The organism is Stutzerimonas sp. FeSN7 (assembly GCF_030263795.1).
Lineage (GTDB): Bacteria > Pseudomonadota > Gammaproteobacteria > Pseudomonadales > Pseudomonadaceae > Stutzerimonas > Stutzerimonas stutzeri.
The window spans coordinates 279837-306477 of the sequence record NZ_JARPMN010000001.1 but is presented as its reverse complement, the minus strand read 5'-3'; the positions used below and the strand labels follow the sequence as shown (position 1 = coordinate 306477).

General features: G+C 65.9%; 26 protein-coding genes. 6 read left to right on the top strand and 20 right to left on the bottom strand.

Annotation, left to right across the window (positions count from 1 at the left end):
- Window positions 1-40 precede the first annotated feature (40 nt).
- Both P5703_RS01350 and P5703_RS01345 read right to left on the bottom strand, forming a co-directional pair.
- Entirely contained in the window at window positions 41-814 is a 774-nt protein-coding gene (locus P5703_RS01350) for a YdcF family protein (protein ID WP_049339725.1), read from the bottom strand.
- Between the two features lie 65 nt (window positions 815-879).
- Window positions 880-1332: a TFIIB-type zinc ribbon-containing protein gene (locus P5703_RS01345; protein WP_011914775.1), complete on the bottom strand. Its 453-nt coding sequence runs from the start codon at window positions 1330-1332 to the stop codon at window positions 880-882.
- 262 nt (window positions 1333-1594) lie between these two features.
- Between P5703_RS01345 and leuS the strand changes: the two genes are divergently transcribed.
- The 5 genes from leuS to P5703_RS01320 all read left to right on the top strand — a co-directional run bounded on the left by leuS (window position 1595) and on the right by P5703_RS01320 (window position 7517).
- Complete coding sequence (gene leuS, locus P5703_RS01340; protein WP_279641347.1) at window positions 1595-4201, top strand: leucine--tRNA ligase; 2607 nt, start codon at window positions 1595-1597, stop codon at window positions 4199-4201.
- A 43-nt stretch (window positions 4202-4244) separates the two neighbouring features.
- Window positions 4245-4850 carry an LPS-assembly lipoprotein LptE gene (locus P5703_RS01335; protein ID WP_011914777.1) on the top strand — a complete coding sequence of 202 codons (606 nt, stop codon included), beginning with the start codon at window positions 4245-4247 and terminating at the stop codon, window positions 4848-4850.
- A 37-nt stretch (window positions 4851-4887) separates the two neighbouring features.
- Window positions 4888-5919 (top strand): DNA polymerase III subunit delta, encoded by a 1032-nt coding sequence (gene holA / locus P5703_RS01330; RefSeq protein WP_234492632.1) that lies wholly within the window; start codon window positions 4888-4890, stop codon window positions 5917-5919.
- A 78-nt stretch (window positions 5920-5997) separates the two neighbouring features.
- The gene (gene arfA, locus P5703_RS01325; protein WP_013984167.1) at window positions 5998-6156 is read left to right on the top strand and encodes an alternative ribosome rescue factor ArfA; all 159 of its coding nucleotides are present in this window, start codon (window positions 5998-6000) and stop codon (window positions 6154-6156) included.
- Window positions 6157-6218: 62 nt separating this feature from the next.
- Window positions 6219-7517 carry a lytic murein transglycosylase gene (locus tag P5703_RS01320; RefSeq protein ID WP_230485282.1) on the top strand — a complete coding sequence of 433 codons (1299 nt, stop codon included), beginning with the start codon at window positions 6219-6221 and terminating at the stop codon, window positions 7515-7517.
- A gap of 83 nt (window positions 7518-7600) precedes the next feature.
- Here P5703_RS01320 and P5703_RS01315 read toward each other — a convergent pair whose 3' ends face one another.
- The 17 genes from P5703_RS01315 to P5703_RS01235 all read right to left on the bottom strand — a co-directional run bounded on the left by P5703_RS01315 (window position 7601) and on the right by P5703_RS01235 (window position 23647).
- On the bottom strand, window positions 7601-7945 hold the full coding sequence (locus tag P5703_RS01315) for a hypothetical protein (protein ID WP_230485281.1): 345 nt from the start codon (window positions 7943-7945) through the stop codon (window positions 7601-7603).
- Between the two features lie 428 nt (window positions 7946-8373).
- Window positions 8374-8619, bottom strand: a complete 246-nt coding sequence (locus tag P5703_RS01310) for a DUF2274 domain-containing protein (RefSeq protein ID WP_028240142.1) — start codon at window positions 8617-8619, stop codon at window positions 8374-8376.
- A complete protein-coding gene (locus P5703_RS01305) occupies window positions 8616-9899 on the bottom strand; it encodes a TraB/TrbI/VirB10 family type IV secretion system protein (protein WP_028240143.1) in 1284 nt (427 codons plus the stop codon). The genes P5703_RS01310 and P5703_RS01305 overlap by 4 nt, the downstream gene beginning before the upstream one ends.
- Before the next feature lie 2 nt (window positions 9900-9901).
- The gene (trbG, locus tag P5703_RS01300; protein ID WP_028240144.1) at window positions 9902-10894 is read right to left on the bottom strand and encodes a P-type conjugative transfer protein TrbG; all 993 of its coding nucleotides are present in this window, start codon (window positions 10892-10894) and stop codon (window positions 9902-9904) included.
- Window positions 10891-11595 carry a conjugal transfer protein TrbF gene (trbF, locus tag P5703_RS01295; RefSeq protein ID WP_028240145.1) on the bottom strand — a complete coding sequence of 235 codons (705 nt, stop codon included), beginning with the start codon at window positions 11593-11595 and terminating at the stop codon, window positions 10891-10893. The genes trbG and trbF overlap by 4 nt, the downstream gene beginning before the upstream one ends.
- Window positions 11596-11607: 12 nt before the next feature.
- Window positions 11608-12984 carry a P-type conjugative transfer protein TrbL gene (gene trbL, locus P5703_RS01290; RefSeq protein WP_028240146.1) on the bottom strand — a complete coding sequence of 459 codons (1377 nt, stop codon included), beginning with the start codon at window positions 12982-12984 and terminating at the stop codon, window positions 11608-11610.
- Window positions 12981-13322, bottom strand: coding sequence for a hypothetical protein (locus P5703_RS01285; RefSeq protein WP_028240147.1), 342 nt, complete (start codon window positions 13320-13322; stop codon window positions 12981-12983). Before P5703_RS01285 ends, trbL begins: the two co-directional genes overlap by 4 nt.
- Before the next feature lie 11 nt (window positions 13323-13333).
- Window positions 13334-14059: a P-type conjugative transfer protein TrbJ gene (gene trbJ / locus P5703_RS01280; RefSeq protein WP_028240148.1), complete on the bottom strand. Its 726-nt coding sequence runs from the start codon at window positions 14057-14059 to the stop codon at window positions 13334-13336.
- Window positions 14056-16509: a conjugal transfer protein TrbE gene (gene trbE / locus P5703_RS01275; protein ID WP_279641348.1), complete on the bottom strand. Its 2454-nt coding sequence runs from the start codon at window positions 16507-16509 to the stop codon at window positions 14056-14058. The genes trbJ and trbE overlap by 4 nt, the downstream gene beginning before the upstream one ends.
- 12 nt (window positions 16510-16521) lie before the next feature.
- Window positions 16522-16791 carry a VirB3 family type IV secretion system protein gene (locus P5703_RS01270; RefSeq protein ID WP_003462917.1) on the bottom strand — a complete coding sequence of 90 codons (270 nt, stop codon included), beginning with the start codon at window positions 16789-16791 and terminating at the stop codon, window positions 16522-16524.
- Complete coding sequence (locus P5703_RS01265) at window positions 16788-17174, bottom strand: TrbC/VirB2 family type IV secretion system protein (protein WP_003462919.1); 387 nt, start codon at window positions 17172-17174, stop codon at window positions 16788-16790. Before P5703_RS01265 ends, P5703_RS01270 begins: the two co-directional genes overlap by 4 nt.
- Window positions 17171-18241, bottom strand: coding sequence for a P-type conjugative transfer ATPase TrbB (gene trbB, locus P5703_RS01260; protein WP_003462920.1), 1071 nt, complete (start codon window positions 18239-18241; stop codon window positions 17171-17173). Before trbB ends, P5703_RS01265 begins: the two co-directional genes overlap by 4 nt.
- Entirely contained in the window at window positions 18238-18726 is a 489-nt protein-coding gene (locus tag P5703_RS01255; protein ID WP_003462937.1) for a ribbon-helix-helix protein, CopG family, read from the bottom strand. Before P5703_RS01255 ends, trbB begins: the two co-directional genes overlap by 4 nt.
- Entirely contained in the window at window positions 18723-20729 is a 2007-nt protein-coding gene (locus tag P5703_RS01250) for a conjugal transfer protein TraG (RefSeq protein WP_003462945.1), read from the bottom strand. Before P5703_RS01250 ends, P5703_RS01255 begins: the two co-directional genes overlap by 4 nt.
- A gap of 235 nt (window positions 20730-20964) precedes the next feature.
- On the bottom strand, window positions 20965-21231 hold the full coding sequence (locus P5703_RS01245; RefSeq protein ID WP_026031985.1) for an EexN family lipoprotein: 267 nt from the start codon (window positions 21229-21231) through the stop codon (window positions 20965-20967).
- A gap of 2 nt (window positions 21232-21233) precedes the next feature.
- Window positions 21234-22178, bottom strand: a complete 945-nt coding sequence (locus P5703_RS01240) for a LysR family transcriptional regulator (protein WP_003462948.1) — start codon at window positions 22176-22178, stop codon at window positions 21234-21236.
- Window positions 22179-22192: 14 nt separating this feature from the next.
- Window positions 22193-23647 (bottom strand): MFS transporter, encoded by a 1455-nt coding sequence (locus P5703_RS01235; RefSeq protein WP_019439188.1) that lies wholly within the window; start codon window positions 23645-23647, stop codon window positions 22193-22195.
- 98 nt (window positions 23648-23745) lie between these two features.
- Between P5703_RS01235 and P5703_RS01230 the strand changes: the two genes are divergently transcribed.
- Window positions 23746-24546: a helix-turn-helix transcriptional regulator gene (locus P5703_RS01230; protein WP_019439189.1), complete on the top strand. Its 801-nt coding sequence runs from the start codon at window positions 23746-23748 to the stop codon at window positions 24544-24546.
- A 13-nt stretch (window positions 24547-24559) separates the two neighbouring features.
- Here P5703_RS01230 and P5703_RS01225 read toward each other — a convergent pair whose 3' ends face one another.
- Window positions 24560-26566 (bottom strand): relaxase/mobilization nuclease and DUF3363 domain-containing protein, encoded by a 2007-nt coding sequence (locus tag P5703_RS01225; RefSeq protein ID WP_003462955.1) that lies wholly within the window; start codon window positions 26564-26566, stop codon window positions 24560-24562.
- Between the last annotated feature and the right edge of the window lie 75 nt (window positions 26567-26641).

The window sequence follows — 26641 nt, the reverse complement described above, 5'->3', positions numbered from 1 at the left end:
GGACGCTCTGTGTCCCTGCGACTGGGAGAGAGCATTCCGCTCATTCGTTCGCCGAGCGATAAACCAGCGGGTACACCGCCATCCCCACCACTTCGTTGAGCAGCAGGCCGTTCTGCCAGAATGCCTTGGATTCCGGCAGCCAGCCATTGAGCGGACGCGCGTTGTGCCCGCCCAGAAAGCCGACGGGCGCGGCGATCACCTCGATGCCGTTCTGCTCGAAGCACCAGCGCGAGCGCGGCATATGTGCGGCCGAGGTGACCAGCACCACCCGCTCGACGCCGGCGGCGCGCAGCATCTCGGCGCTGAACAGGGCATTCTCCCATGTGGTCCGGCTGCGCTCCTCGAGCCAGCGCGTGGCCACGCCGAAGTCGCGCTGCAGCACCTCTGCACCGAGCATGGCCTCGCTGGGCGGCTGCCCGTAATGCAGACCACCACTGGTGAGAATCGGCAGCCCGCTGGCCTTGGCCAGTCGTGCCGCATAGCGCAGGCGCTCCAGCGCGGTGTAGCCGGGCTGATCGCCGCCCCAGGCCGGATCGTTCTGCTCCCGGCCCGCGCCCAGCACCACAATGGCCCCGGCTTGCCCGCTCAGTTGCGACCAGCGTGCCTCCACCAGTGCCGGCTCGCGCTCCACCGCGCGCGCCGTCCATTCGACGACGATCGGCAGGCTCATCAGCCAGAGCCCGGTGAAGCCGGTGACGAAACACAGCGCCGCCAGCCTTGGCGAGCGGCGGCGCAGCCACCAGCCCAGCAGCAACAGAAGCAACAGCACACCTGGTGGCAACAGCAGTTGCTTGAAGAAATAACGAATCGGCATCCCAGCTCTCCGGCAAAGGACGACACTCTAGCGGCTGTCAGCCGATCTGTCGGCGCAGGCTGAGCTCAATGCCGCGGGTAGGTGTGCAGCCGTTGCCGGGCACGCAGCAGCTGTGAACCGCATGCCGGGCATGCCGCAGGCCCGGCACCTTCCGGCCAGCTCACCTCGGCGTTGCACAGGGCGCAGCTCAGGGTTTGCTGCAGATGCAAGGGGGCATGCCTGGGGCGCATGCCATGCCGCTGGCGACTGCCGCCGCGTACGGCGGGTCGCATTGCCTGGCGCGTGAGATGGGCCTGTTCCTCGGCGGCGGCATGCCAGCCGGAAAGCCATTGGGAATCGCGCTGCAGATAGGCACGGATCAACTCGAACTCGGCGGGGGTCAGCCCGCGCACCTCGAGCTCGCCAGCGACATCCGCCTCACCGGACGCGCTTCGCTCCGCCTCCTGCAGCGCCGACGTCAAACGCTGCAGCACCCGTGCATATAGACTGCTGTCCTCCGCTCGCGGCTCTCTGTCCATCTACCTCACCTCACGTTCGTCCCGCCCCTGGATCAAGCGTAGCTCAGCCTGGCCCGCTCAAGCCGGACACGACGGACGGAACCCAAGGCGATGACGGCAAATCGGGTTTCCCTAGGCTGCGGGGGGTCATGTATGCTACGGCGCTTCCATGCCTCCGCCCGCCATTCGCCGGGTCGCGTTTGCACAGGGTCCTTCGGACCTGCCTGCCGCGCCTGCGCCAGCGTATTCGCGGAGAGCCAGCCCCTACCCAACGCCAGTAGCCATGCACGAACAGTATCAGCCCCGCGAGATCGAAGCCGCCGCGCAATCCCACTGGGATTCGCAGAAATCCTTTGAAGTGAGCGAACAGCCCGGCAAGGACACCTTCTATTGCCTGTCGATGTTCCCCTACCCCAGCGGCAAGCTGCACATGGGCCACGTGCGCAACTACACCATCGGCGACGTGATCGCCCGCTACCAGCGCATGCAGGGCAAGAACGTGCTGCAACCGATGGGCTGGGACGCCTTCGGCATGCCGGCCGAAAACGCCGCGATGAAGAACCAGGTGGCGCCGGCCAAATGGACTTACGAGAACATCGCCTACATGAAGGCCCAGCTGAAAAGCCTGGGCCTGGCCATCGACTGGTCGCGCGAAGTCACCACCTGCAAGCCGGACTACTACCGCTGGGAACAGTGGCTGTTCACCCGTCTGTTCGAGAAGGGCGTGATCTACCGCAAGAACGGCACGGTGAACTGGGACCCGGTGGACCAGACCGTGCTGGCCAACGAGCAGGTCATCGACGGCCGTGGCTGGCGTTCGGGCGCGCTGATCGAGAAGCGCGAAATCCCGATGTACTACTTCAAGATCACCGCCTACGCGGATGAGCTGCTGGAGAGTCTGGACGAGCTGGACGGCTGGCCCGAGCAGGTCAAGACCATGCAGCGCAACTGGATCGGCAAGTCGCGCGGCATGGAGATCAGCTTCCCCTACGATGTCGCCAGCATCGGCAACGAAGGTGTGATGAAGGTCTTCACCACCCGCCCCGATACGCTGATGGGCGCCACCTACGTGGCGGTGGCCGCCGAACACCCGCTGGCGACCCTGGCCGCACAGAACAACCCCGAGCTGCAGGCCTTCATCGACGAATGCAAGCGCGGCGGCGTTGCCGAAGCCCACATCGCCACCCAGGAGAAGAAGGGCCTGGCCACTTCCCTGCGCGTGCAGCACCCGCTGACCGGCGAGCTGCTGCCGGTATGGGTCGCCAACTACGTGCTGATGAACTACGGCGAGGGCGCGGTCATGGCCGTGCCGGCGCATGACGAGCGCGACTTCGAATTCGCCAGCAAGTACGGCCTGCCGATCAAGCCGGTGGTACGCACCAGTGCCGGCGACGAGACACCCGCCCCCTGGCAGGACGCCTACGGCGAGCACGGCCAGCTGATCAACTCCGGGATCTACGACGGCCTGGATTTCGAAGGCGCCTTCGATGCCATCGAAGTGGCGCTGCAGAAGAAGGGCCTCGGCCAGGCGCGTACCCAGTTCCGCCTGCGTGACTGGGGTATCAGCCGCCAGCGCTACTGGGGCTGCCCGATCCCGATCATCCACTGCGACAGCTGTGGCGATGTGCCGGTGCCGGAAGACCAACTGCCGGTGGTGCTGCCCGAAGACGTGGTGCCGGATGGCGCCGGCTCGCCGCTGGCCAGGATGCCCGAGTTCTACGAATGCACGTGCCCGAAATGCGGCGCACCAGCCAAGCGCGAAACCGACACCATGGACACCTTCGTCGAGTCGTCCTGGTACTTCGCCCGCTACGCCAGCCCGAACTATGACAAGGGCATGGTCGACCCGCAGGCGGCCAACCACTGGCTGCCGGTGGATCAGTACATCGGCGGTATCGAACACGCCATCCTCCACCTGCTCTATGCGCGCTTCTTCCACAAGCTGATGCGCGACGAAGGGCTGGTGTCTTCGAATGAGCCGTTCAAGAACCTGCTGACTCAGGGCATGGTGGTCGCCGAAACCTACTACCGCACCCTGGAAAACGGCGGCAAGGACTGGTTCAACCCGGCCGACGTCGAGGTCGAGCGTGACGCCAAGGCCAAGGTCATCGGCGCCAGGCTCAAGACCGACGGCCTGCCGGTGGAGATCGGCGGCACCGAGAAGATGTCCAAGTCGAAGAACAACGGCGTCGACCCGCAGGCGATGATCGATGCCTACGGCGCCGACACCTGCCGTCTGTTCATGATGTTCGCCTCGCCGCCGGACATGAGCCTGGAATGGTCCGACTCCGGCGTCGAGGGCGCCAGCCGCTTCCTGCGCCGCGTCTGGCGCCTGGCCCACGCGCATGTCAGCGCCGGACTTCCGGGCGCGCTCGATGTGGCCGCACTTAACGATGAGCAGAAGGCCGTGCGCCGCGCGATTCATCTGGCGATCAAGCAGGCCAGCACCGATGTCGGCCAGCACCACAAGTTCAACACCGCCATCGCTCAGGTCATGACGCTGATGAACGTACTGGAAAAAGCGCCGACCGCCGGGGAACAGGACCGCGCCCTGCTGCAGGAAGGCCTGGAAACCGTCGCCCTGCTGCTGGCACCGATCACCCCGCATATCTGCCACGAACTCTGGCAGCAGCTGGGCAAGCCGGGCGCGATCATCGACGCGCAGTGGCCCAAGGTCGACGAAGCCGCCCTGGTGCAGGACAGCCTGACCCTGGTGGTACAGGTCAACGGCAAGCTGCGCGGCCAGATCGAAGTGCCGGCCAGCGCCAGCCGGGAAGAGGTGGAGACCGCCGCGCGCGGCAACGAGAACGTACTGCGCTTCACCGAAGGCCTGACCATCCGCAAGGTCATCGTGGTGCCGGGCAAGCTGGTCAACATCGTCGCTAACTGATTCGGTCCCGGCGCCTGCGCCGGGCCTGCAAGGGGATAACAAGATGAACAAACGGAATCTGGTGGTGCTGGGTCTGACATTGCTGCTGAGCGCCTGCGGTTTCCAGCTGCGCGGCACCGGTGATGTGGAGTTCGGTCTCAAGGAAATCGATCTGCAGGCCCGCAACAGCTATGGCGAGACGGTCCAGCAGCTCGAGAGCCTGCTGCAGAGCAATGGCGTGCGGGTGACCCCCAGCGCGAAGTACAGCCTCAACCTGGCCCGCGAGCAGACCCGCCAGCGCACCGCCAGCTACACCAGCTCGGCACGCAGCGCCGAGTACGAGCTGACCAGCACTCTCGATTACGAATTCCGCGGCCCGCAGAACCTGCTGTTGCTCGAAGACAGCATCGAGGTGCAGAAGGTCTACGTGCACGACAGCAACAACCTGATCGGCTCGTCCCAGGAAGGCGACCAGCTGCGCCAGGAAATGCGCCGCGAACTGCTGCAGCAGCTCGCCCTGCGTATCCAGCGCATCACGCCGTCACAGCTCGACCGCCTGCAGCAGGAAGCCGAAGCCAAGGCACGCGCCGAGGCGGAGGCCGTCGAAGCCGCCCGCCGCGCCCAGGACGCGCAACCGCAGCAGTCGCCCATCCAGCTACCCGTCCGCTGAGCCTGCACGGGGGCCGTAGCGCCCCCGTCTTCTGCCCATGAAGCTCTCCCCCGCCCAACTCGGCAAGCACCTGCAAGGCAGCCTCGCGCCCGTTTACGTGGTCTGTGGCGACGAGCATCTGCTGTGCCAGGAAGCCTGCGATGCGATTCGCGCTGCTACTCGCGCACAGGGGTTCAGTGAGCGCCAGGTCTTTCATGTCGAGACCGGCTTCGACTGGGGCCAGCTCATCGAGGCTGGCGCCAGCCTGTCGCTGTTCGCGGAAAAACGCCTGATCGAGTTGCGCATTCCCAACGGCAAGCCAGGGGACAAGGGCGCCGCGGCGCTACTGGACTATCTGGCGCGCCCGGCCGAAGACACGGTGCTGTTGATCAGCCTGCCCAAGCTTGATGGCAGCACGCAGAAGACAAAGTGGGCCAAGGCGCTGATCGACGGCAAGGACGTGCAGTTTCTGCAGATCTGGCCGGTAGACGCCGCGCAGCTGCCGCAATGGATCCGCCAGCGGCTGGCCCAGGCCGGTCTATCCGCCGATCAGGAAGCCGTCGAGCTGATCGCGGCACGGGTCGAGGGTAATCTGCTCGCCGCCGCGCAGGAGATCGAAAAGCTGAAACTGCTGGCCGACGCCGGCCAGATCAGTGCTGATACTGTGCAAGCCGCCGTAGCCGACAGCGCCCGCTACGACGTCTTCGGCCTCATCGACGCGGCACTCCACGGCCAGGCCGCCCACGCGCTGCACATGCTCGAAGGCCTGCGTGGCGAGGGTGTGGAAGCGCCGGTGGTCCTCTGGGCCTTGGCGCGCGAGCTGCGCCTGTTGGCCAACATCTCCCAGCAGTATGGTCAGGGCGTTCCGCTCGATCGCGCCTTCAGCCAGGCTCGCCCACCAGTCTGGGACAAACGACGCCCGTTGGTCTCCAAGGCACTGCAACGGCACGACGCCGCAGGCTGGAGCCGCTTGCTGATGGCTGCACAGCGCATCGACGAGCAGATCAAGGGCCAGGCCGAAGGCGACCCCTGGATCGGGCTGGCCAATATCTGCCTGCAGCTGAGCGGCCGCCGGCTGGGCGCGGGCTGACATCGCCGCCTGCTGGACATTTTTTGTACAAGCCCTATGATGCCCTCGCCCGATGCCGGGCTACCTGAGGGATACATCATGAGCACACGCAAGAAGCGGCCGAACAAGGCCAAACGGCTGGTCGCGCAACCGCTGTTCCGCCAGCGCCAGGAAACGCCCAAGAAAGGCAAAGGCAGCTACCGCCGCGAAGCCTCCCAGTCCACCAACTGGGAGGCTTCGGTCCTTCTGACGGCCTGAAAACCCAACACCCCGAAAGCGTGATAATGTCAGCGGCCGACGACACCTTTCGAGAGTGGTGCATGTATTACACCTTCGTTCCCGTTCTGCTGCTGCGAACGCTGGTCGCCGCCTCGGCGATGAGCCTGGTGGTCGCCTGTGCCGCCGAACCCCTCGCGCAGTCTTCTCTTGTCGACAACGCGGCCGCCCCCTCCGGTCAGCGTAGCGACAATGCCGTCGTCGACGCGCCAGCAGAAGCCACGCATCTCAGCTTCAGCCAGTGGCGCGAGCAGTTCCGTGCAGAAGCCCTGGCAGCGGGCATTTCCGCCACCACCTTCGACCGCGCCTTCGCCGGGGTGCAGCCCGATCCGGCGGTGATCGAAGCCGATCGCAGCCAGCCGGAGTTCACGCGCCCGGTCTGGCAATATCTGGAAAGCGCAATTTCGCCCCAGCGGGTCCGCAGCGGACAGCGCCTGTTGAACGAGCACGCCGCAACCCTGGACCGCATCGAGGCACGCTACGGCGTCGATCGCGAAACCCTGGTCGCCGTCTGGGGCCTTGAGAGCAGTTTCGGCCAGATCATGGGCGACAAGTCGGTGATCCGCTCGCTGGCCACCCTCGCCCACGAAGGGCGCCGCCCCGCCTTTGCCAAGAGCCAGCTGATCGCGGCGTTGGAGATCCTCCAGCACGGCGACGTGTCACCGCAGCAGATGCGCGGTTCCTGGGCTGGCGCCATGGGTCAGACGCAGTTCATCCCGACCACCTACAACACCCATGCGGTGGACTTCGACGGTGACGGCAAGCGCGACATCTGGAACAGCTCGGCCGATGCCCTGGCGTCCGCCGCTCACTACCTGCAGGCCTCTGGCTGGAAGCAAGGTCAGCCCTGGGGCTTCGAGGTGCAACTGCCCAGCGGCTTCGACTACGCCCTGGCCGACAACGAGATCCGCAAGCCACTGGCCGAATGGCGCCGCCTCGGCCTACGCGGCCTGCCCGGCGGACGAGACGAAGCCAATGCCAGCCTGCTGCTGCCAGCCGGACACCGTGGTCCGGCATTCCTGATCATGGACAATTTCCGCGCGATCCTGCGTTACAACAACTCCTCGGCCTACGCGCTGGCCATCGGGCTGCTGTCCGAGAGCTTCCAGGGCAAAGGCCAGGTAGCGGGTAGTTGGCCGCGTGGCGAGCAGCCGCTCAGCCGTTCGGAGCGCCTGGAGCTGCAGGAGCGCCTTGTCGCTCAGGGCTTCGACCCCGGCACCCCGGACGGCATCATCGGTGCCAATACGCGCAAGGCCATCCGCGGCTTCCAGCAGCGCCTCGGCTGGCCCGCCGACGGTCATCCCACCCAGGAACTGCTCGGCCGTCTGCGTGCGCAGCCCTGACTAAGCCCAGCCAACGAAAAAGCCCCGGCAGGTTATGCCGGGGCTTTTTTTTGCGTTCAGCCCTACGTGAGTGCCAGACGGCCTCAGTGCTTGATCGCGACTTCATAGAGGTAATCGGGAAGCGGATCGATCACCACCTGCTGCCCCTGGTAATAGGCCTTGACCGCTTCGCGCGGTACGACGCCATGGGGAACCCGCTGGTCGCCGCCCAGCCGCTGGCGAGCACGGTAGTCGATGACGCAGCCATCGGCTTCGACCCAGAAGTGTGGCGCAACCACCTTACCGTCCAGCTCGACCTGCCCCAACATCGCACGGTACGGAATACGCTGTTTGGCCAGACGCGTCACGACCAGGCGGCTCATCGCGTCGCACTCGACCTTTGCGGCATCCAGATCGTCAAGCAAGTCCTTCAACTGGGGTTCGTTCATCTGCAGTGGCCCTCGGTTGGCCTCATGGTGTAAACGAGCGCCACTATAGACCAAAGTCTAATGCGGCGTAATGCCGCAATTTTCTTGCCAACGCTTCGCTGGCAAACCGAACGGATTCCGCCACGCGGGCAGCAAAAAAGTGCCGGTGTCAAGTCTTTCGTGTAAATCACGAAGGGCTTGAAACCGTATGTGGGGCAGTAGGTTAGCTCTTTTCGGGGCCGCTTTGCAGCACTGCGGCTTCGTGGGCTAGGAGCCACATAAGAGCGTCGGGAGGGGAAGCCGCATCGCACTGTGTCGTGCTTGATTGCCGAGGAACGGCGGGCCTGCCGCATCATCATAGCCCAAGAGGCTTGGCGGCATCCAGAACGAAGAACGCGCAGCCTTGGGGCTGCGCGTTCGATGGATGCGGCGGGCGATGTACGACACCATCATGCCGGCTTCGATGGCGCGCTCCGCGTGGCCGTGCCCTTCCTGAATCCCCTGTCTCCCGCCATGAAGGCTTCCAGCATGTGCGGGATCAGCGTCATGGCATCTACCGCCTCGCCATACGCCTGCGCGTGCAGCGCGGCGTAGCGATCGAGGTCGGCTTTCAGGCTGGCCGGACAGGCGAAGGTCAGCTTGACGCTTTCGGTCTTGGGCAGCGGCCCGAGCCGCAGCTTCTTGGTCGTGCTCATTGCGAAGCCCCCCGGTTGAAGAACAGCGGCTGGTACGGCCGCAGCACAAGATCCCGGTTGACGATGATCCGCACCGGCAGGCCGGGCCGGCTGGTCAGCGTGGGTTGGATGTTCATGTTGCGCCGGGTCATCTCCTGGCCGACCTGATTGATGCTGTCCTGTGCGCTGTCGCGTCCGGCGATGACGATGCGGTTGCCGTCCTGGCGGTTCTCCGGCGCGGCCAGCTCGGCGCCAACGCCCAGCAGCGTCGTCAGCACAGCACCGGCGACGATGCGATCCCAATGCCAGTCCACGTCGTCTTCCAGGCCGGCGTAGCCGGCCGGGTCGGTGCCCACGAGGTTGTCGAGCGTCAGCGAGGACGTATCGGGCAGGATGATCCGGTTCCACACCACCTGCACGCGGCTCTGCCCGTAGCTGACCTGGCTGTTGTAGCGCCCGAGGATGCGCGATCCCTGCGGGATCAGCAGGAACTTGCCCGTGGCCGTGTCATAGACCGGCTCTGTCACCGTGGCGATCACGTCGCCCGGCAAGTCCGACTTGATACCTGTCACCAGCGCGCCGGCGATCACCGTGCTCGCCATCACCTGATAAGGCGATGCCGGCAGCGCCAGGTTGCCGGAATTGCGGGTTTCCGTAGAGCCGCCTTTCAGGAATGCCTCTTTCTGGTCTTGCCGGTTCTGCACGGCGGTCGGATCGGCTGGCTGTGCAGCCACAGAGGCCGGCCCGGCAGCGAGTGGGTCGAAGGCCGCGAGCGCGCTGGCAGCGCCAGGCACCCCCGGCGCCGCCTGCGCCACCGTGGCGGCGGCCTGGCCTTGGCCGCCCGAGCGGAAGAACACCGACGAAGCCGCCGCCGCATCAGCTTCCTTGCGCAAGGCATCCTCGGGATCGTGACCCGGAGGCGTATAGGCCGGTGTCACCGGCTGCTGCGAGTTCACGATGGCCGGGCCAAGATCGCCCGGTAGTGGCGGCCCCAGTTCGGGTGCGGCGGGCGGCAAGGCCGGCAGCTTCGAGTAATCGGTTGGCAGCGCGTCCAGCCCTTCGGACTTCGACACGCGATCGACGTTGTAAAGCTCGGCCTGCTCGCTGGCTCCGCGCCGCTGCGGCTGCAATGACCAGATCGTGGCCCCGAACACGGCGACCGACAGGCCGCCGGCAAGGATGGCCAGCGTGCGCCGATTCAGGCGCGTGACCGGGCGCGGCTGGGCGCGCAGCGCCACCGCCTCGGGCGCTACCTTGCCCGCCTGCGGCGTGGCAAGGTCAGGGGCGTCGTCTTGGCTCATGGTCAGTTCCTCCGCGCAACGCCGTCCGTGCGCTCGATTCGCACCACGTCGCCCTTGTCACTGCCCAGGCGCAGTTCGGCCGCGCCGAACAGCCGATCCACGATGTAGTACGGCGAGCGGAAGCGGTAGTTCACCAGTTGTCCATCGCCCTGCGCGCCGATGACGAACAGCGGTGGCAGCTCGCCTTGCGCGATGCCCGGCGGAAACTGGATATAGACCTTCTCGCCGTCATCGAAGGCGCGCAGCGGCTTCCACGGCGGATTGCTGCCGCTGATCGCGTAGCGGAACCGCAGCTTCTCCAGCGACAGTCCGGTATCGACCGGGGCGGCGGCACTGGCCGCCTGCGCCTGGCGCTGCAATGCCAGCATCCGGTCGCGCGGGTACTCCCATGACGCCGACGCCATCCACGTCTTTTCCGTCGAGGTCAGCTCAAGCAAATAGGTGCGGCGGCTGGTAGTGATGACGAGGTTGGTCTTGAGGCTCGAGCGAATCGGCTTGACCAGCACGTTCACGCGCAACTCGGCGCCGCTGCCGCTGGACGTGTCACCCACGATCCAGCGCACGGTATCGCCGGCGGCTACCGTCACCAGTTCTTCGCCCGGCTGGAGCGAAATCACGGTCACGCGACCCACGGCGGCATAGACCTGATACAGCGCGCCATCGGTGAAGGGCCAGACTTGAATCGCGTTGACGTAGCCCTCGCGCGTGGGTGCGACGCGGGCCTCGGCATTGGCGCGCGAGACGCGCACCTTCTCGTCGGCCGGTTCCGGCGTGGGTTTGGCGTCTTCTGCTTCGGGCGCTGGCTTCAACTGCGCCGGCATCGGCAACACCTCGGGTACGGCCACCACCTCCACCGGCGCGGGCGGCTCGGGCAGCGGCTGAGCCTGCACCGGCTCATCGAGCGAAATCACCGGCGGCGGTTTGCCCTGCGTGGCGCAGCCCGCCAGGGCCGCAAGCATCAGCACGGAAACGTAAATACGGAAAGACAGGTTCATGGCTTGGCTCCTTCGGAAGAATCCAGTTCTCGGCTCCACGACAAGCCGTTGACGTAGATGCCCAGGGGGTTCTTGCGCAGGCGTTCTTCGGTGCGCGGCGGCTGGAGCACGATGGACACCACGGCCGTCCACCGCTCTAGGCCAGCCGCGGCGCCGTTGACGTAGCGGCGTTCCGTCCAGCGCACGTTGAAAGACGTGTCGCTGGCGCGCACGACGCTGGCGATCTGCACTGTCACCGACTCCCTGCCGATGCGTGCGAATGGGTCGTTGACCCGCGCGTAGTCGTTGAGCACGGCTGCGCCCTTGTCGGTCGTATAGTCGTAGGCGTCCAGCCAGTTTTGGCGGACGACGATGGGGTCGATGGACAGCGAGCGCACCAGCGTCACGAAGCGCGCAATGTGGTGCGCGGTCTGCGCATCGTTGGGCCGGTAAGGCGTGGCGGCTTCGCCGACGGCGCGCACCTGGCCCGCGCTGTCCACCTCCACCACGTAGGGCGTCACGATGGACTGCGCCGAGCGCCACACCAGGCCGCCAGCCATCAGCAGCGCGAGTGTCAGGCAACCGAAGGCCATCAGCCGCCAGTTCTTCGCCTGCACGCGCGGCGAGCCGATACGCTCGTCCCATACCTGGCCGGCAGCTTGGTACGGCGTGGCAGGCTGCGGCGTGTCGGCATAGCGCACCTGCGGTTTCTTGAATCGCATTGTCAGTTCTCCTTATGAATCGGAATCGCGCAGGCTCGGCCCCTGGCCGGAGCCGCCGCCGTCGCCGCCGCGCAGCGCATGGGCGGTGGTGGTCGCGGCATGGGTGAGTTGCTGGCGGCGATGCAGCCGCTTGGCCCAAGCGGGCTGTGTATTGGCTGCGCCGGACGTGGCCTCGCCTGCGGCGGCCTGGCCGGATGCTCCGGCTGCCGAGTCGCCGTCAGCCGCCTGGCCGTTCCAACCAGAGCGGAAGGGAGCTGCCATGCGTTGCCCAGCAGCGGAAGCACGGGATGCGATGCCGCGCCCGGCGGACTGCGCGCCGGTCTTGGCGACGTTGCCCAAGCCGGCCATCGCGCCCTTCGCGCCACCGCCTGCGGCGGCGGAACCGGCCTGAAACGCCGAGCGTGCGCTGCTGGCCGTCGAGGCGGCAGCACGCGCGCCGCTGCCAGCGAGCTTGGCGGCGGCAGGCGCCATGCGCGCCCCGGCCATGACGGCGCCGCCTACGCCCGTCGCGGCAGCGCCGACGGCAACGGCCGTGCCGGCGGCGCCGACAGCGGCCCCGGCCATCGCGCCCGCGCCGAGTTGCGGCGCACCGGACACCAGGCCCGTGGCGATACCGGGGCCGAAGATCCCGAGCGCCAGCAAGGTGAGCGAGGCCAGCATGATGACCAGCGCATGGTCGATGGAAGGCTCGGCGGGATGGACTTGGAACTCCGCGAACACGCCCGAACCGATGCCGACGATGACAGCCAGCACCAAGACCTTGACGCCAGACGACACCACGTTGCCAAGCACCTTTTCCGCCAAGAAGCTCGTCTTATTCCAGAGCGCGAAAGGCACCAGCACGAAGCCTGCGAGCGTGGTCAGCTTGAACTCGATCAACGTGATGAATAGCTGGATCGCCAGCACGAAGAAGCTCAAGACCACAATCAGCCAGGCGAGGAACATCACCGTGATGGCGTCAAGATTGACGAACACCTCGGGGAAGCCGGCCATCTCGCCGACTTGCTCCAGAATCGGCGCTCCTGCGTCGATGCCGGTTTTCGCCAGCCGGCCCGGCTGCAAGAAGTTCTCCATCGTGATGGCCGAGCCGGTGGCGGTGATGCCCAGCCCGGCGAAGGAGCGGAACACGATGCCGGCCAGCCAGTTGAAGTTGCCGATGATGTAGGCGAAGGCACCGACGTAGAGCACCTTGCGCAGCAGCTTGGCGATGACGTCCTCGCCCTGGCCGGTGGCGTGGCTCATCGCCCAATACAGTCCGGCGATCGTCATGTCGATGACGATCAGCGTTGCGGTGAGGAAGGCCACTTCGCCCTGCAACAGCCCGAAACCCGAGTCGATGTAGGCGGCGAAGATACTGAGGAAGCGGTCGATGATGGTCACGTCATTCATGGCGCGTCCTCTTGATCGGATGCGGCCGGCGATTCGCTGCCGTCGTCCGATTCGGCCGGTGCATCGAAACTTGGCGGGATCGGCGGCAGGTCGGCCAGCGTCTGGTACTCATCCGGCCCGGCCTGGCCGGAGAAGAAGCGCCGCCGGAAGGCTTCGGCGGCGGCGCGGCAAGCGTCCTCGCCCGTGGCCTGCCGGTCGGCCGCGCATTGCGCGCGCAATGCCTTGAGCCGCACGGGATCGGCGGTCAGGGCATCGGCAAGGTTGTCGGTCGGCTGCTCGCTGCAAGCGGCCAGCAGCGCCACAAGCAGCGAAACCGACAGGGCGAGGACGCATCGCATGGCGGCCTCCGTCAGTTGCCGTAGAAGTCCACGCGCTGCGGCGTGTACGGCGTGCCTTCACCCAGGAAGCGCCGCCGCACCTCGCGGGCGCGTTCGGTGGCCGCCGCCTGCCGCGCCAGCTCCAGCGAGGCGGCCCGGTCTTGCGTGATCTGGAGCCGCTGCGACTGGATCGACTGCTTGGCCTGCAAAGCCAGCAACTGGTTCATGGCCTGCATCGCCTGCAACGCGCCTTCGGCCGACTGGCTCTTGCCCACGAGGTCGGCCAGCACGCTTTCGTCTTCGCCCAGGTTCTGCGATACCTGCGCTTGCATCTGCATGGTGGTCTGCAAGCCGTGGAGCGTGTTCCTCCAACGCTCCTGCGCGTCGCGGTACATCTGGTCGCCGCTGACGGTGGCGGCGTACTGCTCGGGATACAGGCGCGCGAACTCCCGATCCAGATTCGTCACGTCGTAGGCCAGGCCGCGCGCCTGGGCGATTAGCCGCTCGGTCGTCGCCAAATTGGCGCGCAACTGGTTCACCACGCTGGACGGCAGGCTGGCGAGGTTGCGCGCCTGGTTCATCAACATCTGCGCTTCGTTCTGAAGCTGCTGGATCTGGTTGTTGATCTGTTGCAACGTGCGGATCGCGGTCAGCGTGTTCTGCACGAGGTTCGTGGGATCGACCACGACCCATTGCGCATGGGCGGTGGCGGTGCAAAGCATGGCCGCGATGGCGGCGGCGATAAGGCGCTTATTCATGGCAGGTTCTCCAGAGGTTGGTCAGCGAGGGAACCCGGCGCGAGGCCGGGGAACGAGGGCAGCAGGTCGGCCGCCCAATCGAGGCCGCGATGGCGCAGCCAGGCGCCCGCGAAGCCGGGCACGCCGGCGTCCAGCAGCACGCGGTCTATGTCGCGCTGGTCTTGCGGCGTGGAAGCGCCCGCAAACGCCAGAGCCGCCGGCCCCAGGTCGAGTTCGAACAGGCGGTTGCCGAGGCGGGATTGGTAGTAGTAGTCGCGCTTGGGCTGCGCGGTGGCGACGATCTCGATCTGCCGCCTGTTGAGGCCGAAGCCCTCGTAGATCGTGCGGATCTGCGGCTCGGTGGCCTGCGGATTTGGGAGAAAGATCCGACTGGCGCAGCTTTCGATCACTGCCGGGGCAATGCTCGAATCCTTGATGTCGGCCAGCGACTGGGTGGCAAAGATGACGCTGACATTCTTCTTGCGCAGCGTCTTGAGCCACTGGCGAATGCGGGCGGCGAACACCGGGTCATCAAGGAACAACCAGGCTTCATCAAGGATCAGCAGCGTGGGCGCGCCGTCGAAGCGTTCATCGAAGCGGGCGAACAGGTAGCCCAGCACAGCCAGCACCGCCGCCTTGCTGTGCATCAGCTCTTCCATCTCGAAGCCCTGCACGCTGCCGGAACCCAGCCGGTCGGCATCGGCGTCCAGCAGCTTGCCGTGGGCACCGCCCAGCACATAGGGCGCGAGCGCCTGGCGCAGTGCGTTCGATTGCAGCAGCACCGACAGGCCCGTCAGCGTGCGCTGCTCCACCGGTGCACCGGCGAGGCTGCCCAGTGCCGACCAGATCGCGGCCTTCTCGTCCGGGCCGATGGCGACACCTTCATGCAACAGGCGGCCTTCCACCCATTCGGTCGCCCAGGTGCGGTAGCCCTCGTGGTCGATGCGGGCCAATGGCTGGAAAGCAATCGCCCCGTCATTGCCCAGGTCGTAATGCTCGCCGCCGAGTCCCAGGATGGTGGCGCGCATCGAGCGGCCCATATCGAAGGCGAAGATGCGTGAACCGGGATAACGGCGGAACTGCATCGCCAGCGTGGCGAGCAGCACCGACTTGCCCATGCCGGTCGGCCCCGCGACCAGCGTGTGGCCCACGTCGCCGATGTGCGTCACCAGCCGAAACGGCGTCGCGCCATCGGTGCGGGTGACAATCAGCGGCGGGCCATCCAGATGCGCGTTCTTCTCTGGGCCGGCCCACACGGCAGACAGCGGCATCATGTGCGCCAGGTTCAGCGTCGAGACGATGGGCTGGCGCACATTCGCGTAGGCGTTACCGGGAATGGACGACAGCCAGGCATCCACCGCATTCAAGGTTTCAGGGATGGTGACGAAGCCGCGCCCCTGAATGACGCGCTCCACCATGCGCAGCTTTTCATCAGCTACGGCGGCATCCGTGTCCATGACGGTGACGGTGGCCGTCAGGTAGCCGAAAGACACCTGATCGCTTCCCAGCTCCTGCAAGGCGGCATCGGCATCGGCGGCCTTGTTGTTGGCGTCGGTATCAACCAGCGGGCTTTCCTGCTGGAATACGGTTTCGCGCAGCAGCGCGACGACGTTCTTCCGTTTGGCGAACCATTGGCGGCGGAGGCGGCCGAGTTCTTTTTCTGCCTCGGCTTTGTCCAGGCACAAAAAGCGCGTGCTCCAGCGGTAGCCAAAGCCCAGGCGGTTGAGGTCGTCGAGAATCCCCGGCCAGGTCGAGGTCGGGAAGCCCCGCACCGACACCACGCGCAGGTGCTGGTCGCCCAACATGGGAGCCAGACCACCGACCAGCGCCGAATCGGCCAGCAGCGCGTCGAGGTGGAAAGGCACTTCGGGCACGGCCAACCGGTAGCGTCGCGTCGAGACCGTGGCGTGCAGGTAGGTCAGCGTCTGCGCGTCATCCAGCCAGGCGATTTCCGGCATCACGCCATCGAGCAGGTCGAAAACCCGATCGGTTTCCGCCACGAAGGCATCGAGTCGGCCCCGCCAGTCCACGCCATCGCCCGGCGCATGCTCGTAGAGCAGCTTGGCCGCACGGGCGCGCGATTCCTCCGGTGGCAGGTAGGCCAGGGTCAGGTGATAGGCGCTTTCATAGTGATGGCCAGATTCCTCGAAGGCCGCGCGGCGTTCTTCTTCCACCAGCCAAGACAGCGGTTCGGGAAACTCGGAACATGGGTAGCCCGCCGCTGCGCGGCGCTCGGCCTCGATAAACAAGGCCCAGCCTGAACCCAGACGGCGCAGTGCGTTGTTGAGCCGAGCCGACGTGGCGATCAGCTCGCCTTGCGTGGCGCTGTCCAGATCCGGCCCACGAAAGCGGGCCGTGCGCTGGAACGAGCCATCCTTGTTCAGCACCACGCCCGGCGCGATCAGCCCGGCCCAGGGCAACCAATCGGCCAGCAGCGCGGGCCGCTGGCGGTATTCGGCAAGGTTCAGCATGTCGGTTTCTCCCTATGCGTCCAGCAGCGGCTTGTGCTTGATGTGCCGGGCGAAGACCTGCATGAACTGCGGATCGACACGCGCACCCCAGACCGCCAGCGAATGGCCTGCGATCCACAGCACCACACCGGGAATCCAAAGCTGCAGGCCCAGCCCGACGGCGGCGGCCAGCGTGCCGTTGGCGATTGCCACGGTGCGCGGCGCACCGCCCAGCAAGATCGGCTCGGTCAGCGAGCGATGCAGCGGCACTTCAAAGCCCGGAAGATCTGTGGCCGTGCTCATACGACGGCCCCACCTGAGAAGCTGAAGAACGACAGGAAGAAGCTCGAAGCCGCGAAGGCGATGGACAGGCCGAAGACGATCTGGATCAGCTTGCGAAAGCCGCCACTGGTATCGCCGAAAGCCAACGCCAGGCCGGTGGCGATGATGATGATCACCGCGACGATGCGGGCGACTGGCCCCTGGATGGATTCGAGAATGGATTGCAGGGGACCTTCCCACGGCATCGAGGAACCGGCGGCCTGCGCAGTACCCGCCAGCAACAACATCAACACGGCGAGTAGCAGCCCTTGCCCTGCGGGTCGGGCCAGGCGGCGCAACCGCGCCATGCTGGACAGGCGAGAAAACGGATTTACGGAAAGACGGAAAGCATCAACGTGCGTCATGGCAGTTCTCCAGGTTGGTCAGTGGTCAGGGAAGGCGCAGCGGCAGCGGCTGCAAGAGGAACCGGCGGCAACTCGGGAAGCGGCGCTTCCAGTGCATCCGCCAGGCGGTAGCCCGCGCCGTCGAAACCGACGACGCGAGAAATGGTTTCGACGTGGCGTTTGCGGCCACGGCCTGCGATGTGGATCACCACATTGACCGCCTCGGCGATCAGGGCGCGGGGCGGATTCACCGCGACTTCAAGGATCAGTTGCTCTAGGCGCAGCAGTGCGCCCAAGGCAGAGCCGGCATGGATGGTGGCGATGCCACCGGGGTGGCCCGTGCCCCAGACCTTCACCAGATCCAGAGCTTCGCCGCCGCGCACTTCGCCGACGATCACGCGATCCGGGCGCAGCCGCATCGTGGCGCGCACCAGTTCCTGCATCGACACCACGCCTGCGTGGGTGCGCAGCGGCACATGGTCACGGGCCGCGCATTGCAGTTCGATGGTGTCTTCGAGCACCAGTACGCGGTCGCCGGTGGCGGCGATCTCGGCCAGCAAGGCATTCGCCAGTGTGGTCTTGCCGGTACTGGTGCCTCCGGCGATCAGGATGTTCTGCCGCTCACGCACGGCATGACGCAGGAACTCGGCCTGCCCTGCGCTCAGGATGCCGTCGGCCACATAGCGATCCAGACCGATGATGCTCACGGCACGCTTGCGCAGCGCAAAGGCCGGGCCGGGTGCGGCGGGCGGCAGGATGCCCTCGAAGCGTTCGCCGGTTTCTGGCAGTTCGGCGGTCAAGAGCGGTTGGCCGCGATGCACCTCCGCGCCGACATGGGCGGCGACCAGGCGGATGATGCGTTCGCCATCGGCCTCGGGCAGTTCGACGCCCAGCGGTGCGCGGCCAGAGGACAGCCGATCCACCCACAATGTCCGGTCGGGGTTGAGCATCACTTCCACTACGTCCGGGTCTTCCAGCGCGGCGGCAATCACCGGCCCCATCGCCGTGCGCAGCATCTGGATGCGGCGATCCTGGGACGCCGCAGCGGATGAACGCGGTTCGGGCGGGATTTGAGGAACGGCACTCATGGCGTACGCTCCGCTGTGCGTTCATGGGCGGCTACCATCGCCGCCGCGTCATCCATGCGCATGCCGAACTCACGATCTTGGGAGTGCAGCTCTTCCACCACGTCGCGCACCAAGCTGCGGCCACGCAGCAGGTGGCGGCCCAACTGTTCGACGAATTGCTCGAAGCGCGCCTTGCCCTGGGCGCGGGCTGCATCCTGATGGGCTTCGGGCACCGGCGTGCTGACGGTCAGGAAGTAGCGGATGAACAACGCCAGCGTTTCTATCTGGATGTTCTGATCACGCTCCAGACGCTCGGCCTGCCGCGACAGGCGGTCCAGCCGTTTGGCGATGGCGGCCTCGCGCTGGTCGCCCGCGTCTGGCGACAGCCAGGACGCCAGCGCCGCCGCGACGATGGACGACTTGGACACGCCTTTCTTGGCGGCCAGTTCATCGAGCCGCTTGGCGTGCTCATGCTGGATGAACAGGTTCAATCGGTATTGGCTCATAGGTCGATTCCGTCGTTGGGGTCGAGAGATGCCAGCCGCGCCGTGCGTTGCAGAGCGGGATCGAGCTGGCCGGGAAGCAGCTGGGGCATGTCGTCGTCATCGAGCAGCGACAGATCGCTGGTCGTGGCATCCATCTCGGGGGCATAGGCGATGGCTTCGGACAGTTCGGGCTGACGGCGGGGGCCGCCGTCATCGGTCGAACCCAGGGTCTCCAGGTCATCGGCGAATGCCGTGGCCGGTGCCGCAGGAACCGCAGGTATTGCCAGGTCGCTCCAGTCGTCAGGTCGTACCGGCGGCACATCGGCATAGCGGCCTGCTGCCACCGCAGGCGGCGGTAATACCCGTTGCTTGAAATTGGCGTCGGCGAAGTAGCGCAACTTCTTCGCCTTGATCGGCGCGACGCTGGACACCATCACCACCGCCTCATCGGTCGGTAGCTGCATCACTTCGCCTGGCGTCAGCAGCGGACGTGCCGTTTCTTGGCGCGACACCATTAGATGGCCGAGCCACGGTGCGAGCCGGTGGCCTGCGTAGTTGCGCTGGGCGCGCAACTCAGTGGCCGTGCCCAAGGTTTCGGAAATGCGTTTGGCCGTGCGTTCGTCGTTGGTGGCGAAGGTCACACGCACATGGCAGTTGTCCAGAATCGAATGGTTCTGGCCGTAGGCTTTGTCGATCTGGTTGAGCGACTGGGCGATCAGGAAGCTACGGATGCCATAGCCCGCCATGAAGGCCAGCGCCGTCTCGAAGAAGTCCAGCCGACCCAGCGCTGGGAACTCGTCGAGCATCAGCAGTAGCTTGTGGCGGCGCTCGATGCCGTCGGAGCCATCCAGCGATTCGGTGAGCCGTCGCCCGATCTGGTTGAGGATCAGCCGGATCAGCGGCTTGGTGCGGCTGATGTCCGAAGGTGGCACCACCAGATACAGCGACACCGGATACTCGGATGCGATCAGGTCGGCGATGCGCCAGTCACAGCGCGAGGTGACTTCGGCCACCGTCGGATCGCGGTACAGGCCGAGGAAGGACATGGCGGTGCTCAACACGCCCGAGCGTTCGTTGTCCGACTTGTTCAGCACTTCTCGGGCAGCGGATGCGACGATCGGGTGAGGTGCATCACCCAGGTGCTTGGTCGTCATCATCCGATGCAAGGTCAGCTCGAAAGGACTGGCCGGGTCGGAGAGGAAATTAGCAACGCCGCGCAGCGTCTTGTCCTCGCCGGCATAGAGCACGTGCAGGATGGCCCCGACCAGCAGCGCGTGCGAAGTCTTCTCCCAGTGATTGCGCTTCTCCAGCGCGCCTTCGGGATCGACCAGGATGTCCGCGATGTTCTGCACGTCGCGCACTTCATGCGCGCCGCGCCGGACTTCCAGCAGTGGGTTATAGGCTGCCGACTTCGCATCGGTAGGGTTGAACAGCAGGCAATGCGAGAAGCGCGAGCGCCAGCCTGCTGTGATCTGCCAGTTCTCGCCTTTGATGTCGTGGATGACTGCGGACGCGGGCCAGGACAGCAGCGTCGGCACCACCAGGCCTACGCCCTTGCCCGAGCGCGTGGGCGCGAACGTCAGGACGTGTTCCGGGCCTTCATGGCGCAGGTACTGCCCGGCATGCAGGCCGAGAAAGACACCAGCAGGCTGCGTGAGCCCGGCCTTGCGAATGTCGGCGGCATTGGCCCAACGTGCCGAGCCATAGGTCGTGACCAGGCGCGATTGCCGCGAGCGCCACACCGACATGGCGATGGCGACCGCCACGGCCAGTAGGCCGCTGCCCGCCGCGATCATGCCGCCAGTGTCGAAGACCTGCGGCGCGTAGGCGTCGAAGAAGAACCACCACTCGAACAGCTTCCACGGGTAATAGACCGGCGTGCAGTACAAGTCGAACCAGGGCGAGCCCAGGCGTAGCTGATAGCCCAATGCGGCGGCTGTCCATTGCGTGGCACCCCACACACCGGCGATCACAATGCCGAACACGGCGGCGATCTGCCCGAACAACACACCCTGAGCTTGCATACCCTGGCCTCCGATTTCTCCTGCGCTGATTCCCCGTGGAAAACGCGGCACAAAGGCGTGCCGCAGGCGTCAGGATCGGTGTCGGTTCAGTGCCGGTCAAAGACCGTTATCGGCAGTAAGGTGATACAAAAAGCATGGTTTCATGCAGGGACGAAACCAGTAAAAACGCCGCAGGCTTGAGCGCGCTGCGGCGTGTCGAGAAAGAAAGTCAGGATATGCGGCAAACCGCCAACGGTCAGAACTTCGGCGGCGTCTCCGATGGCGTGTAAGGCACCTTGCCGTCTCCGAAGAAGCGCTTGTTCGTTGCTTCGGCCACGCGGTTGCACAGCACATCGCCCATCGTCGGACGCTCGGTCTTGCATTGGCGGCGCAGCTCCTTCAAGCGTTCAGGGGCGGCAGCCAGTTCTTCGACGGTAGGCACATTGGCTTGCTGTTTCGGCGGCTCGGACGGTCCGCAGGCCGTAAGTGCAGCAACCAACAAGAACGGGGTAATCAGCTTCATGGTCATGGATCGTTGTCCTCCAGGGAGTCGGGTTCAACGGGTGATGTAGATCTGTAGCCTTCTGGTGATTCGATGGCCAACACGCGCTCGATGAAGCGCTCCAACACGTCCGAGGATTCGCCTTCCCGATGCAGCACATAGGTCGTCAGCATGGGCGCACGCCCCGCGAGTGGCCGGGCGACAACGCCGGATTCGCGGCTGGCCGCAATGTGCGGTGCTCCGGTGATCCCCAGCGCAAAGCCCGCTGATACCAGGGCCATCATCAAATCGCACGAAGACACACGCTCGGCAATCAGCGGTTCCGTGTCCGCCCGGCGTAGCACACGCTCGACCTGGCGCGCATGGCCTTCGCATGCTTGTGGATCGCACAGCACCAGAGGATGGCGCAGCACCTCTTCCAGCGGGATGCGTTTGTGCCTGAGCAGCGGATGCCGAGCAGGCACTGCCACCATCAGGGGATCACTCCAGACTGCTTGAGCCACGACGCCATCGCCCACTTCATCGGCCTGCGCGAAACCCACGTCGTACAGGTCGTCATGCAGCCCTTTGATCTGCTGAGACAACGGCACCTCGAACAGCCGGATCTCTACTTCGGGTTCCTCCTGCCGGCACAGCGCCAGCAACGCCGGCAGGCGCGAAGGCGTAATGCCGTCGGACAGGGCAATGCGCAATTGCCCATGAAAGCCGTTGGCCGCTGCCTGCACGCTGTCGCGGGCTTGCTGCAAGGCCGTGAAGATGCGCGGCACATGTTCCAGAAACAGCTTGCCCGCCCGTGTCAGCTGTGTGCTGCGGCTGGTGCGGATGAACAACTGTTCGCCCAGGTCTTCTTCCAGTTCCTTGATGGTGCGCGACAGCGGCGACTGCTCGATGTGCAGCCGCTCGGCGGCCCGGGCGAAGTGGAGTTCCTCTGCCACAGCCAGGAAACAGCGCAGATGCCGAAGCTCCATCGCGCGCCCTCCCGTCAGCCCGCTAACCGCTGCGTTCTCGCCAGCATCAGCAACAACACGCAGACCAGCAGGGCTGCACCGAGGTTGTAGAGCATGCCGGCCACGAAGGCCGAGGCGTACACGCCGGCCTGTGCGGCAACACTTTCATCGGCAGCCAGCGCCGCTGCGAACAGGATGCCGACCACGGCCACACCCAGCGCCGCACCGACCTGCTGCACGGTCGAGATCACGCCCGACGCCATGCCGGCCTGCGCTTCATCGACAAAGCCCAGCACCAGATTCAGCAGCGGCGTCATGATGAACCCTTGGCCAGCGCCAACCACGACCAGCACGGGGATCAGCCGCGCGGGCACCAGCTCCGCGCCAGCCATCCACACCTGTGCGATCAGCAGCCCGATGGACACCGCATAGACCATCGCACCCGCCACGATGGCCCGCGTCCCCCAGCGCGCCACCAAACGTGGCGCGGCCAGGGATGCCAGCACGAAGCCCACGCTGCACGGCGCGAAGATGCTGCCCGCCATGAAAGGGTCAAGTCCCAGTCCGGTCTGCACCAGCAAGGCGAAGCACAGGAAGAAGGAACTGGACGTGGAATAGACCAGCAGCACCAGCACCGCGCCCAGCGCGAAGCGGCGCTGGGCCAACAGGCGCATGTCCACCAGTGGCAAGCCGCCCGCCATACGCCGTTGCTCTTGCTGCCGATGGAACAGGGCCAGCAGCAGCACCGCCACACCTAGCGACAACAGGCTCCACGCCGGCCAGCCCTGCCCAGGCCCCTCGATCAGCGGCACCAGCAGCAACGTCAGCCCGGCGCTGACCAACGCCACGCCCATCCAGTCCAACGCCGGGCGCTGCGGTGCGCAGGACTCGGGGATGGTGCGTGCCGCCGCGATGGCGAACAGCCCAATGGGCACGTTGATGAGAAAGATACTGCGCCAGCCCAGGCCGAACAGATCGGCATGCACCAGCCAGCCGCCAAGCACCTGCCCGGCGATGGCCGCCAGGCCCAGCGTCATTCCCAGCAGGCCAAAGGCGCGGCGGCTGTCGTCACCGTCGAAGTTGACGCGGATGGACGCATAAACCTGTGGGAACAGCAAGGCGGCAGCCAGCCCTTGCAACACCCGCGCACCGATCAGGAATTCCGCGCTGGGCGCCAGCCCGCACAAGGCCGAGGCCAGCGTGAAGCCGGCCATGCCGGTGACGAACAGACGCCGTCTCCCGAACAGGTCGCCCAGCCGCCCGCCGGTAATCAGCAGCACGCCGAAGGCCAGTTCATAGCCAGCGACGATGAAGCCGATCTGCGCGAAGTTCGCGCCCAGATCGGCCTGCATGCTGGGAATGGCGACATTGACCACGAACAGGTCAAAGATCGTGACGAAACCGGCCAGCAGCAGCACGGATAAACCGAGCCACGGCGGGCCGCTGACGGCGCGCGCAGGCGGCGTCGAGAGGCAGGAATTCGAGTTCATCTTGCGTATCCAGGGTAAAGACGCGATCATTCTCAAACTCTTTTTAAACAATTACAATTTAACTATTTATGCTATTACTTAAAACAACGAGATAAATGATGCGAACTCTGGAACGAACCCGCTCCGATCTGGCGGCTTTCCTGCGGGCGCACCGCGAACGCCTTTCGCCTGCCGACGTGGGCTTGCCCAGCGGTGGCCGCCGCCGCACGCCAGGACTGCGGCGCGAGGAAGTCGCCGCGCTCGCCGGTGTTGGTCTGACCTGGTACACATGGCTGGAACAGGGGCGCGACATTGGCGTGTCGGCCACCTTTTTGGATAACCTGGCGCGGGTGCTAAAACTGGATGCTGCCGAACGCCGCCACCTGTTCCTGCTGGCCCACGAACGGCCGCCCGCCGAACCGGGCAAGACCTGGTGCGTGCTGCCGCCGATGGTGCGCCGCCTGATGCACGATTTACCGCACCCGGCCTTCGTGCTCAATCTGCGATGGGACGTATTGGGCTTCAATGCACCGGCTGATGCACTTTTCGGTTTCGGCAAGCACACGCCCGAGCGGCGCAATCTGCTCTGGCTGCTGTTCACCGATCCGGCCCTGCATGCCCGTTTCCACGAATGGGAAGCACAAGCCCCGCTGATGCTCTCCAGCTTCCGCCGTGACTTCGCCCGCGCCACGCAGGAAGCGGACATTCATGAACTGGTGGATGAGCTGGAACGGGTGTCGCCGGAGTTCAAGGCGTGGTGGCGGACGCATGATGTGCATGCGTCCTGCAACGGCGTGCGCAAAATGGTCATCAACGGTCAGGCCGAACCGTTTGAGCACACATCATTGACGGTTGACGAAGACCGGCACCTACGGTTGGTGGTGTATGCGCAGCAGCTCAAAACCGCTGACGGTGAATGATGAGTCGATAGCGTTATCCAATCGTTGGCCCACGCTGCCGTCCAATCTCCCACGACACCCCGCCGCCGCGTACTGTCGCAGCGAGCTGCTGCCCCAGCCGCTGTTCGATCACCGGCTTCCACGGCACGAGGCTGAACCCCTTGCCGTTGTCGAGCATGGCGTAACGCCCGCTGGCGAGCATGACCGAGCGCCGGTAGATACCGGCCAAACGCTGACCGTCCGTGACCGGGCGATGCTCCAGGCCGGTCTCGGCGGCAATGTCCTTCGCGGCTTGCGTCAGTTCCCGATTGCGCAGCGTCGCCAGCAGATTGCGGGCCAGGATCACGCGCTGGCCGCGCTTCTCCGCCAGTCCCTGTTCGGCTAGGAAGTTGGCGCGCTGCTGCATGGCTTGCTTAACGTCGCCGCCAAAGCCCAGATCGCCCAGCCCTTTGCCGCCGCCGATCAGTTGCTGGTCGAGCCAAGTGGCCCCGATCACGCGGGCCTGCCGCTCGATGGGAAGATGGGACTTCATTTCCACGGCCACGCCACCCAGGCGCTGCGCGTCGTACTGGCGGCCACGCTCGGCCAGGTCGTCCGGCACCTTCCATAGCCCTTCGGCCACGCGCTCCACGATGCCCGCCCGGCGCAGGGCTTCCAGCCGCCGAACGTGGGCGGCGACAACCTCCTGCGGGTTGCGTCCGGGCTTGACGCGGCCTTGCTCGATCGCCAGGTGGTGATCGGTGCGGTACAGGCCATCGCTTGCCAGTGCGGCGATGTTCTTGTCGGCCGCCCGTACTTCGGCGGAACCGCGCACCTCAACCACGGCTCCGGTGGGATAGTTCGCCAGCTCATCGCGGGCATTGAGCGCGACGTAGTGGGCCTTGCCGTCCACGCCGTCGATGACCAGATAGCCCCGGTCGCGCAGCTCGTCGGCCAGCCCCTTGGTGGCCACGCGGCCGACGATGGTTCGGCCACTTTCATTGTCATCTTGGCCCGGCTCGAACACCGCCAGCTCGCGCGGCTGGCCGCTCATGGCGCGCTGCATGGTGCGGATGATGTCGCCGCGCTCGCCCAGGGCGCGCAAGGTTTTCTCCGCGTCGGCATGGACAGCCCAGGTGCCCGGCTGCGTCTCGTCGGCTAGGCCCAGGCGCTGCAAGCGTTGCAGCCGGCCGATCAGCAGCAGGCGCTGGCGTTGCAGCGCCGGTGCGTTGAACTGTTCGATCTGCACCCTGCCATCGTCGCCGGCTTCGCGTTGCAGCGTCCGGTCGAGACTCGTCCACCGCTCCTGTTCCACCTCGCGCCCCAAGGTCTGCTGGATCTCCAGTTCGGTGCGCGGCCCCAGCCATTCCGTCGCCAGCTCGGCGGCCCGGTGGCGGAAGCCGTGGGCGATGTAGTCGCCGGCGATGATGAGGTCTTTGCCGGTGTCGTCGCGCCCGCGCACGATCAAGTGGGTATGCGGGTTGTCGGTGTTCCAGTGATCGACCGCCACCCAATCCAGGCGCGTGCCCAGGTCGGCTTCCATGCGGTTCACCAGATGACGGGTGTAGGTGCGCAGGTCGTCCAGCTCGGCGCCGTCCTCCGGTGAGACGATGAAGCGGAAATGGTGCCGGTCGTCGGCGGCCCGCTCCTTGAAGGCATCCAGGTCGGCTTCGTCGGTCTGCGACCCGTAGGCCCGCCCAGGTTCGCCATCGCGGCCGGCGCCGTCGCGCTCGATGTAGCGCAGGTGCTTGGCGAGCGACTGCGGGCTGGCGTTGCGCTGGTTGACCAGCAGGGTCTTGATAGTCACACGCCGCGACATGGGCGTCAGCTTCGCGCCCGCGAAACGCGCCGCCGTATGGCCGCGCCCCAGGCGCGAGCCGGGCCGCTGGCCTGCGCGCTGGCCGTTCCCGCCAGCCGCAGGACGGCGCACCGCCGACTTGCCGCCGCTGGCCTTGCCCGCCTGCTTGAGCACCTTGGAAACAAAGCTCTGCCCCTGGCCCTTGCCCCGGTTCTTCGGAGCACTCGGGCGCACCCGGAAATCGTCGTCGCGGCGGTCGGTCATCGCTGCTCTCCCCGCAAGCTCTGGCGTGTCCTGTCGTGCGAAGCACGCGGACATGCCTGCATTGGCGCGACCCTC

Coding starts and splice junctions, on each gene's coding strand:
- P5703_RS01350 (WP_049339725.1), bottom strand. CDS start 814: ATGCCGATTCGTTATTTCTTCAAGCAACTGCTGTTGCCACCAGGTGTG.
- arfA (WP_013984167.1), top strand. CDS start 5,998: ATGAGCACACGCAAGAAGCGGCCGAACAAGGCCAAACGGCTGGTCGCG.
- trbB (WP_003462920.1), bottom strand. CDS start 18,241: ATGAGTGCCGTTCCTCAAATCCCGCCCGAACCGCGTTCATCCGCTGCG.
- P5703_RS01270 (WP_003462917.1), bottom strand. CDS start 16,791: ATGAGCACGGCCACAGATCTTCCGGGCTTTGAAGTGCCGCTGCATCGC.
- P5703_RS01255 (WP_003462937.1), bottom strand. CDS start 18,726: ATGAGCCAATACCGATTGAACCTGTTCATCCAGCATGAGCACGCCAAG.
- leuS (WP_279641347.1), top strand. CDS start 1,595: ATGCACGAACAGTATCAGCCCCGCGAGATCGAAGCCGCCGCGCAATCC.
- P5703_RS01250 (WP_003462945.1), bottom strand. CDS start 20,729: ATGCAAGCTCAGGGTGTGTTGTTCGGGCAGATCGCCGCCGTGTTCGGC.
- P5703_RS01305 (WP_028240143.1), bottom strand. CDS start 9,899: ATGAGCCAAGACGACGCCCCTGACCTTGCCACGCCGCAGGCGGGCAAG.
- P5703_RS01235 (WP_019439188.1), bottom strand. CDS start 23,647: ATGAACTCGAATTCCTGCCTCTCGACGCCGCCTGCGCGCGCCGTCAGC.
- trbG (WP_028240144.1), bottom strand. CDS start 10,894: ATGAACCTGTCTTTCCGTATTTACGTTTCCGTGCTGATGCTTGCGGCC.
- P5703_RS01265 (WP_003462919.1), bottom strand. CDS start 17,174: ATGACGCACGTTGATGCTTTCCGTCTTTCCGTAAATCCGTTTTCTCGC.
- P5703_RS01320 (WP_230485282.1), top strand. CDS start 6,219: ATGTATTACACCTTCGTTCCCGTTCTGCTGCTGCGAACGCTGGTCGCC.
- P5703_RS01285 (WP_028240147.1), bottom strand. CDS start 13,322: ATGCGATGCGTCCTCGCCCTGTCGGTTTCGCTGCTTGTGGCGCTGCTG.
- P5703_RS01345 (WP_011914775.1), bottom strand. CDS start 1,332: ATGGACAGAGAGCCGCGAGCGGAGGACAGCAGTCTATATGCACGGGTG.
- P5703_RS01225 (WP_003462955.1), bottom strand. CDS start 26,566: ATGACCGACCGCCGCGACGACGATTTCCGGGTGCGCCCGAGTGCTCCG.
- P5703_RS01240 (WP_003462948.1), bottom strand. CDS start 22,178: ATGGAGCTTCGGCATCTGCGCTGTTTCCTGGCTGTGGCAGAGGAACTC.
- trbF (WP_028240145.1), bottom strand. CDS start 11,595: ATGCGATTCAAGAAACCGCAGGTGCGCTATGCCGACACGCCGCAGCCT.
- trbJ (WP_028240148.1), bottom strand. CDS start 14,059: ATGAATAAGCGCCTTATCGCCGCCGCCATCGCGGCCATGCTTTGCACC.
- holA (WP_234492632.1), top strand. CDS start 4,888: ATGAAGCTCTCCCCCGCCCAACTCGGCAAGCACCTGCAAGGCAGCCTC.
- P5703_RS01230 (WP_019439189.1), top strand. CDS start 23,746: ATGCGAACTCTGGAACGAACCCGCTCCGATCTGGCGGCTTTCCTGCGG.
- trbL (WP_028240146.1), bottom strand. CDS start 12,984: ATGAATGACGTGACCATCATCGACCGCTTCCTCAGTATCTTCGCCGCC.
- P5703_RS01315 (WP_230485281.1), bottom strand. CDS start 7,945: ATGAACGAACCCCAGTTGAAGGACTTGCTTGACGATCTGGATGCCGCA.
- P5703_RS01335 (WP_011914777.1), top strand. CDS start 4,245: ATGAACAAACGGAATCTGGTGGTGCTGGGTCTGACATTGCTGCTGAGC.
- trbE (WP_279641348.1), bottom strand. CDS start 16,509: ATGCTGAACCTTGCCGAATACCGCCAGCGGCCCGCGCTGCTGGCCGAT.
- P5703_RS01245 (WP_026031985.1), bottom strand. CDS start 21,231: ATGAAGCTGATTACCCCGTTCTTGTTGGTTGCTGCACTTACGGCCTGC.
- P5703_RS01310 (WP_028240142.1), bottom strand. CDS start 8,619: ATGAGCACGACCAAGAAGCTGCGGCTCGGGCCGCTGCCCAAGACCGAA.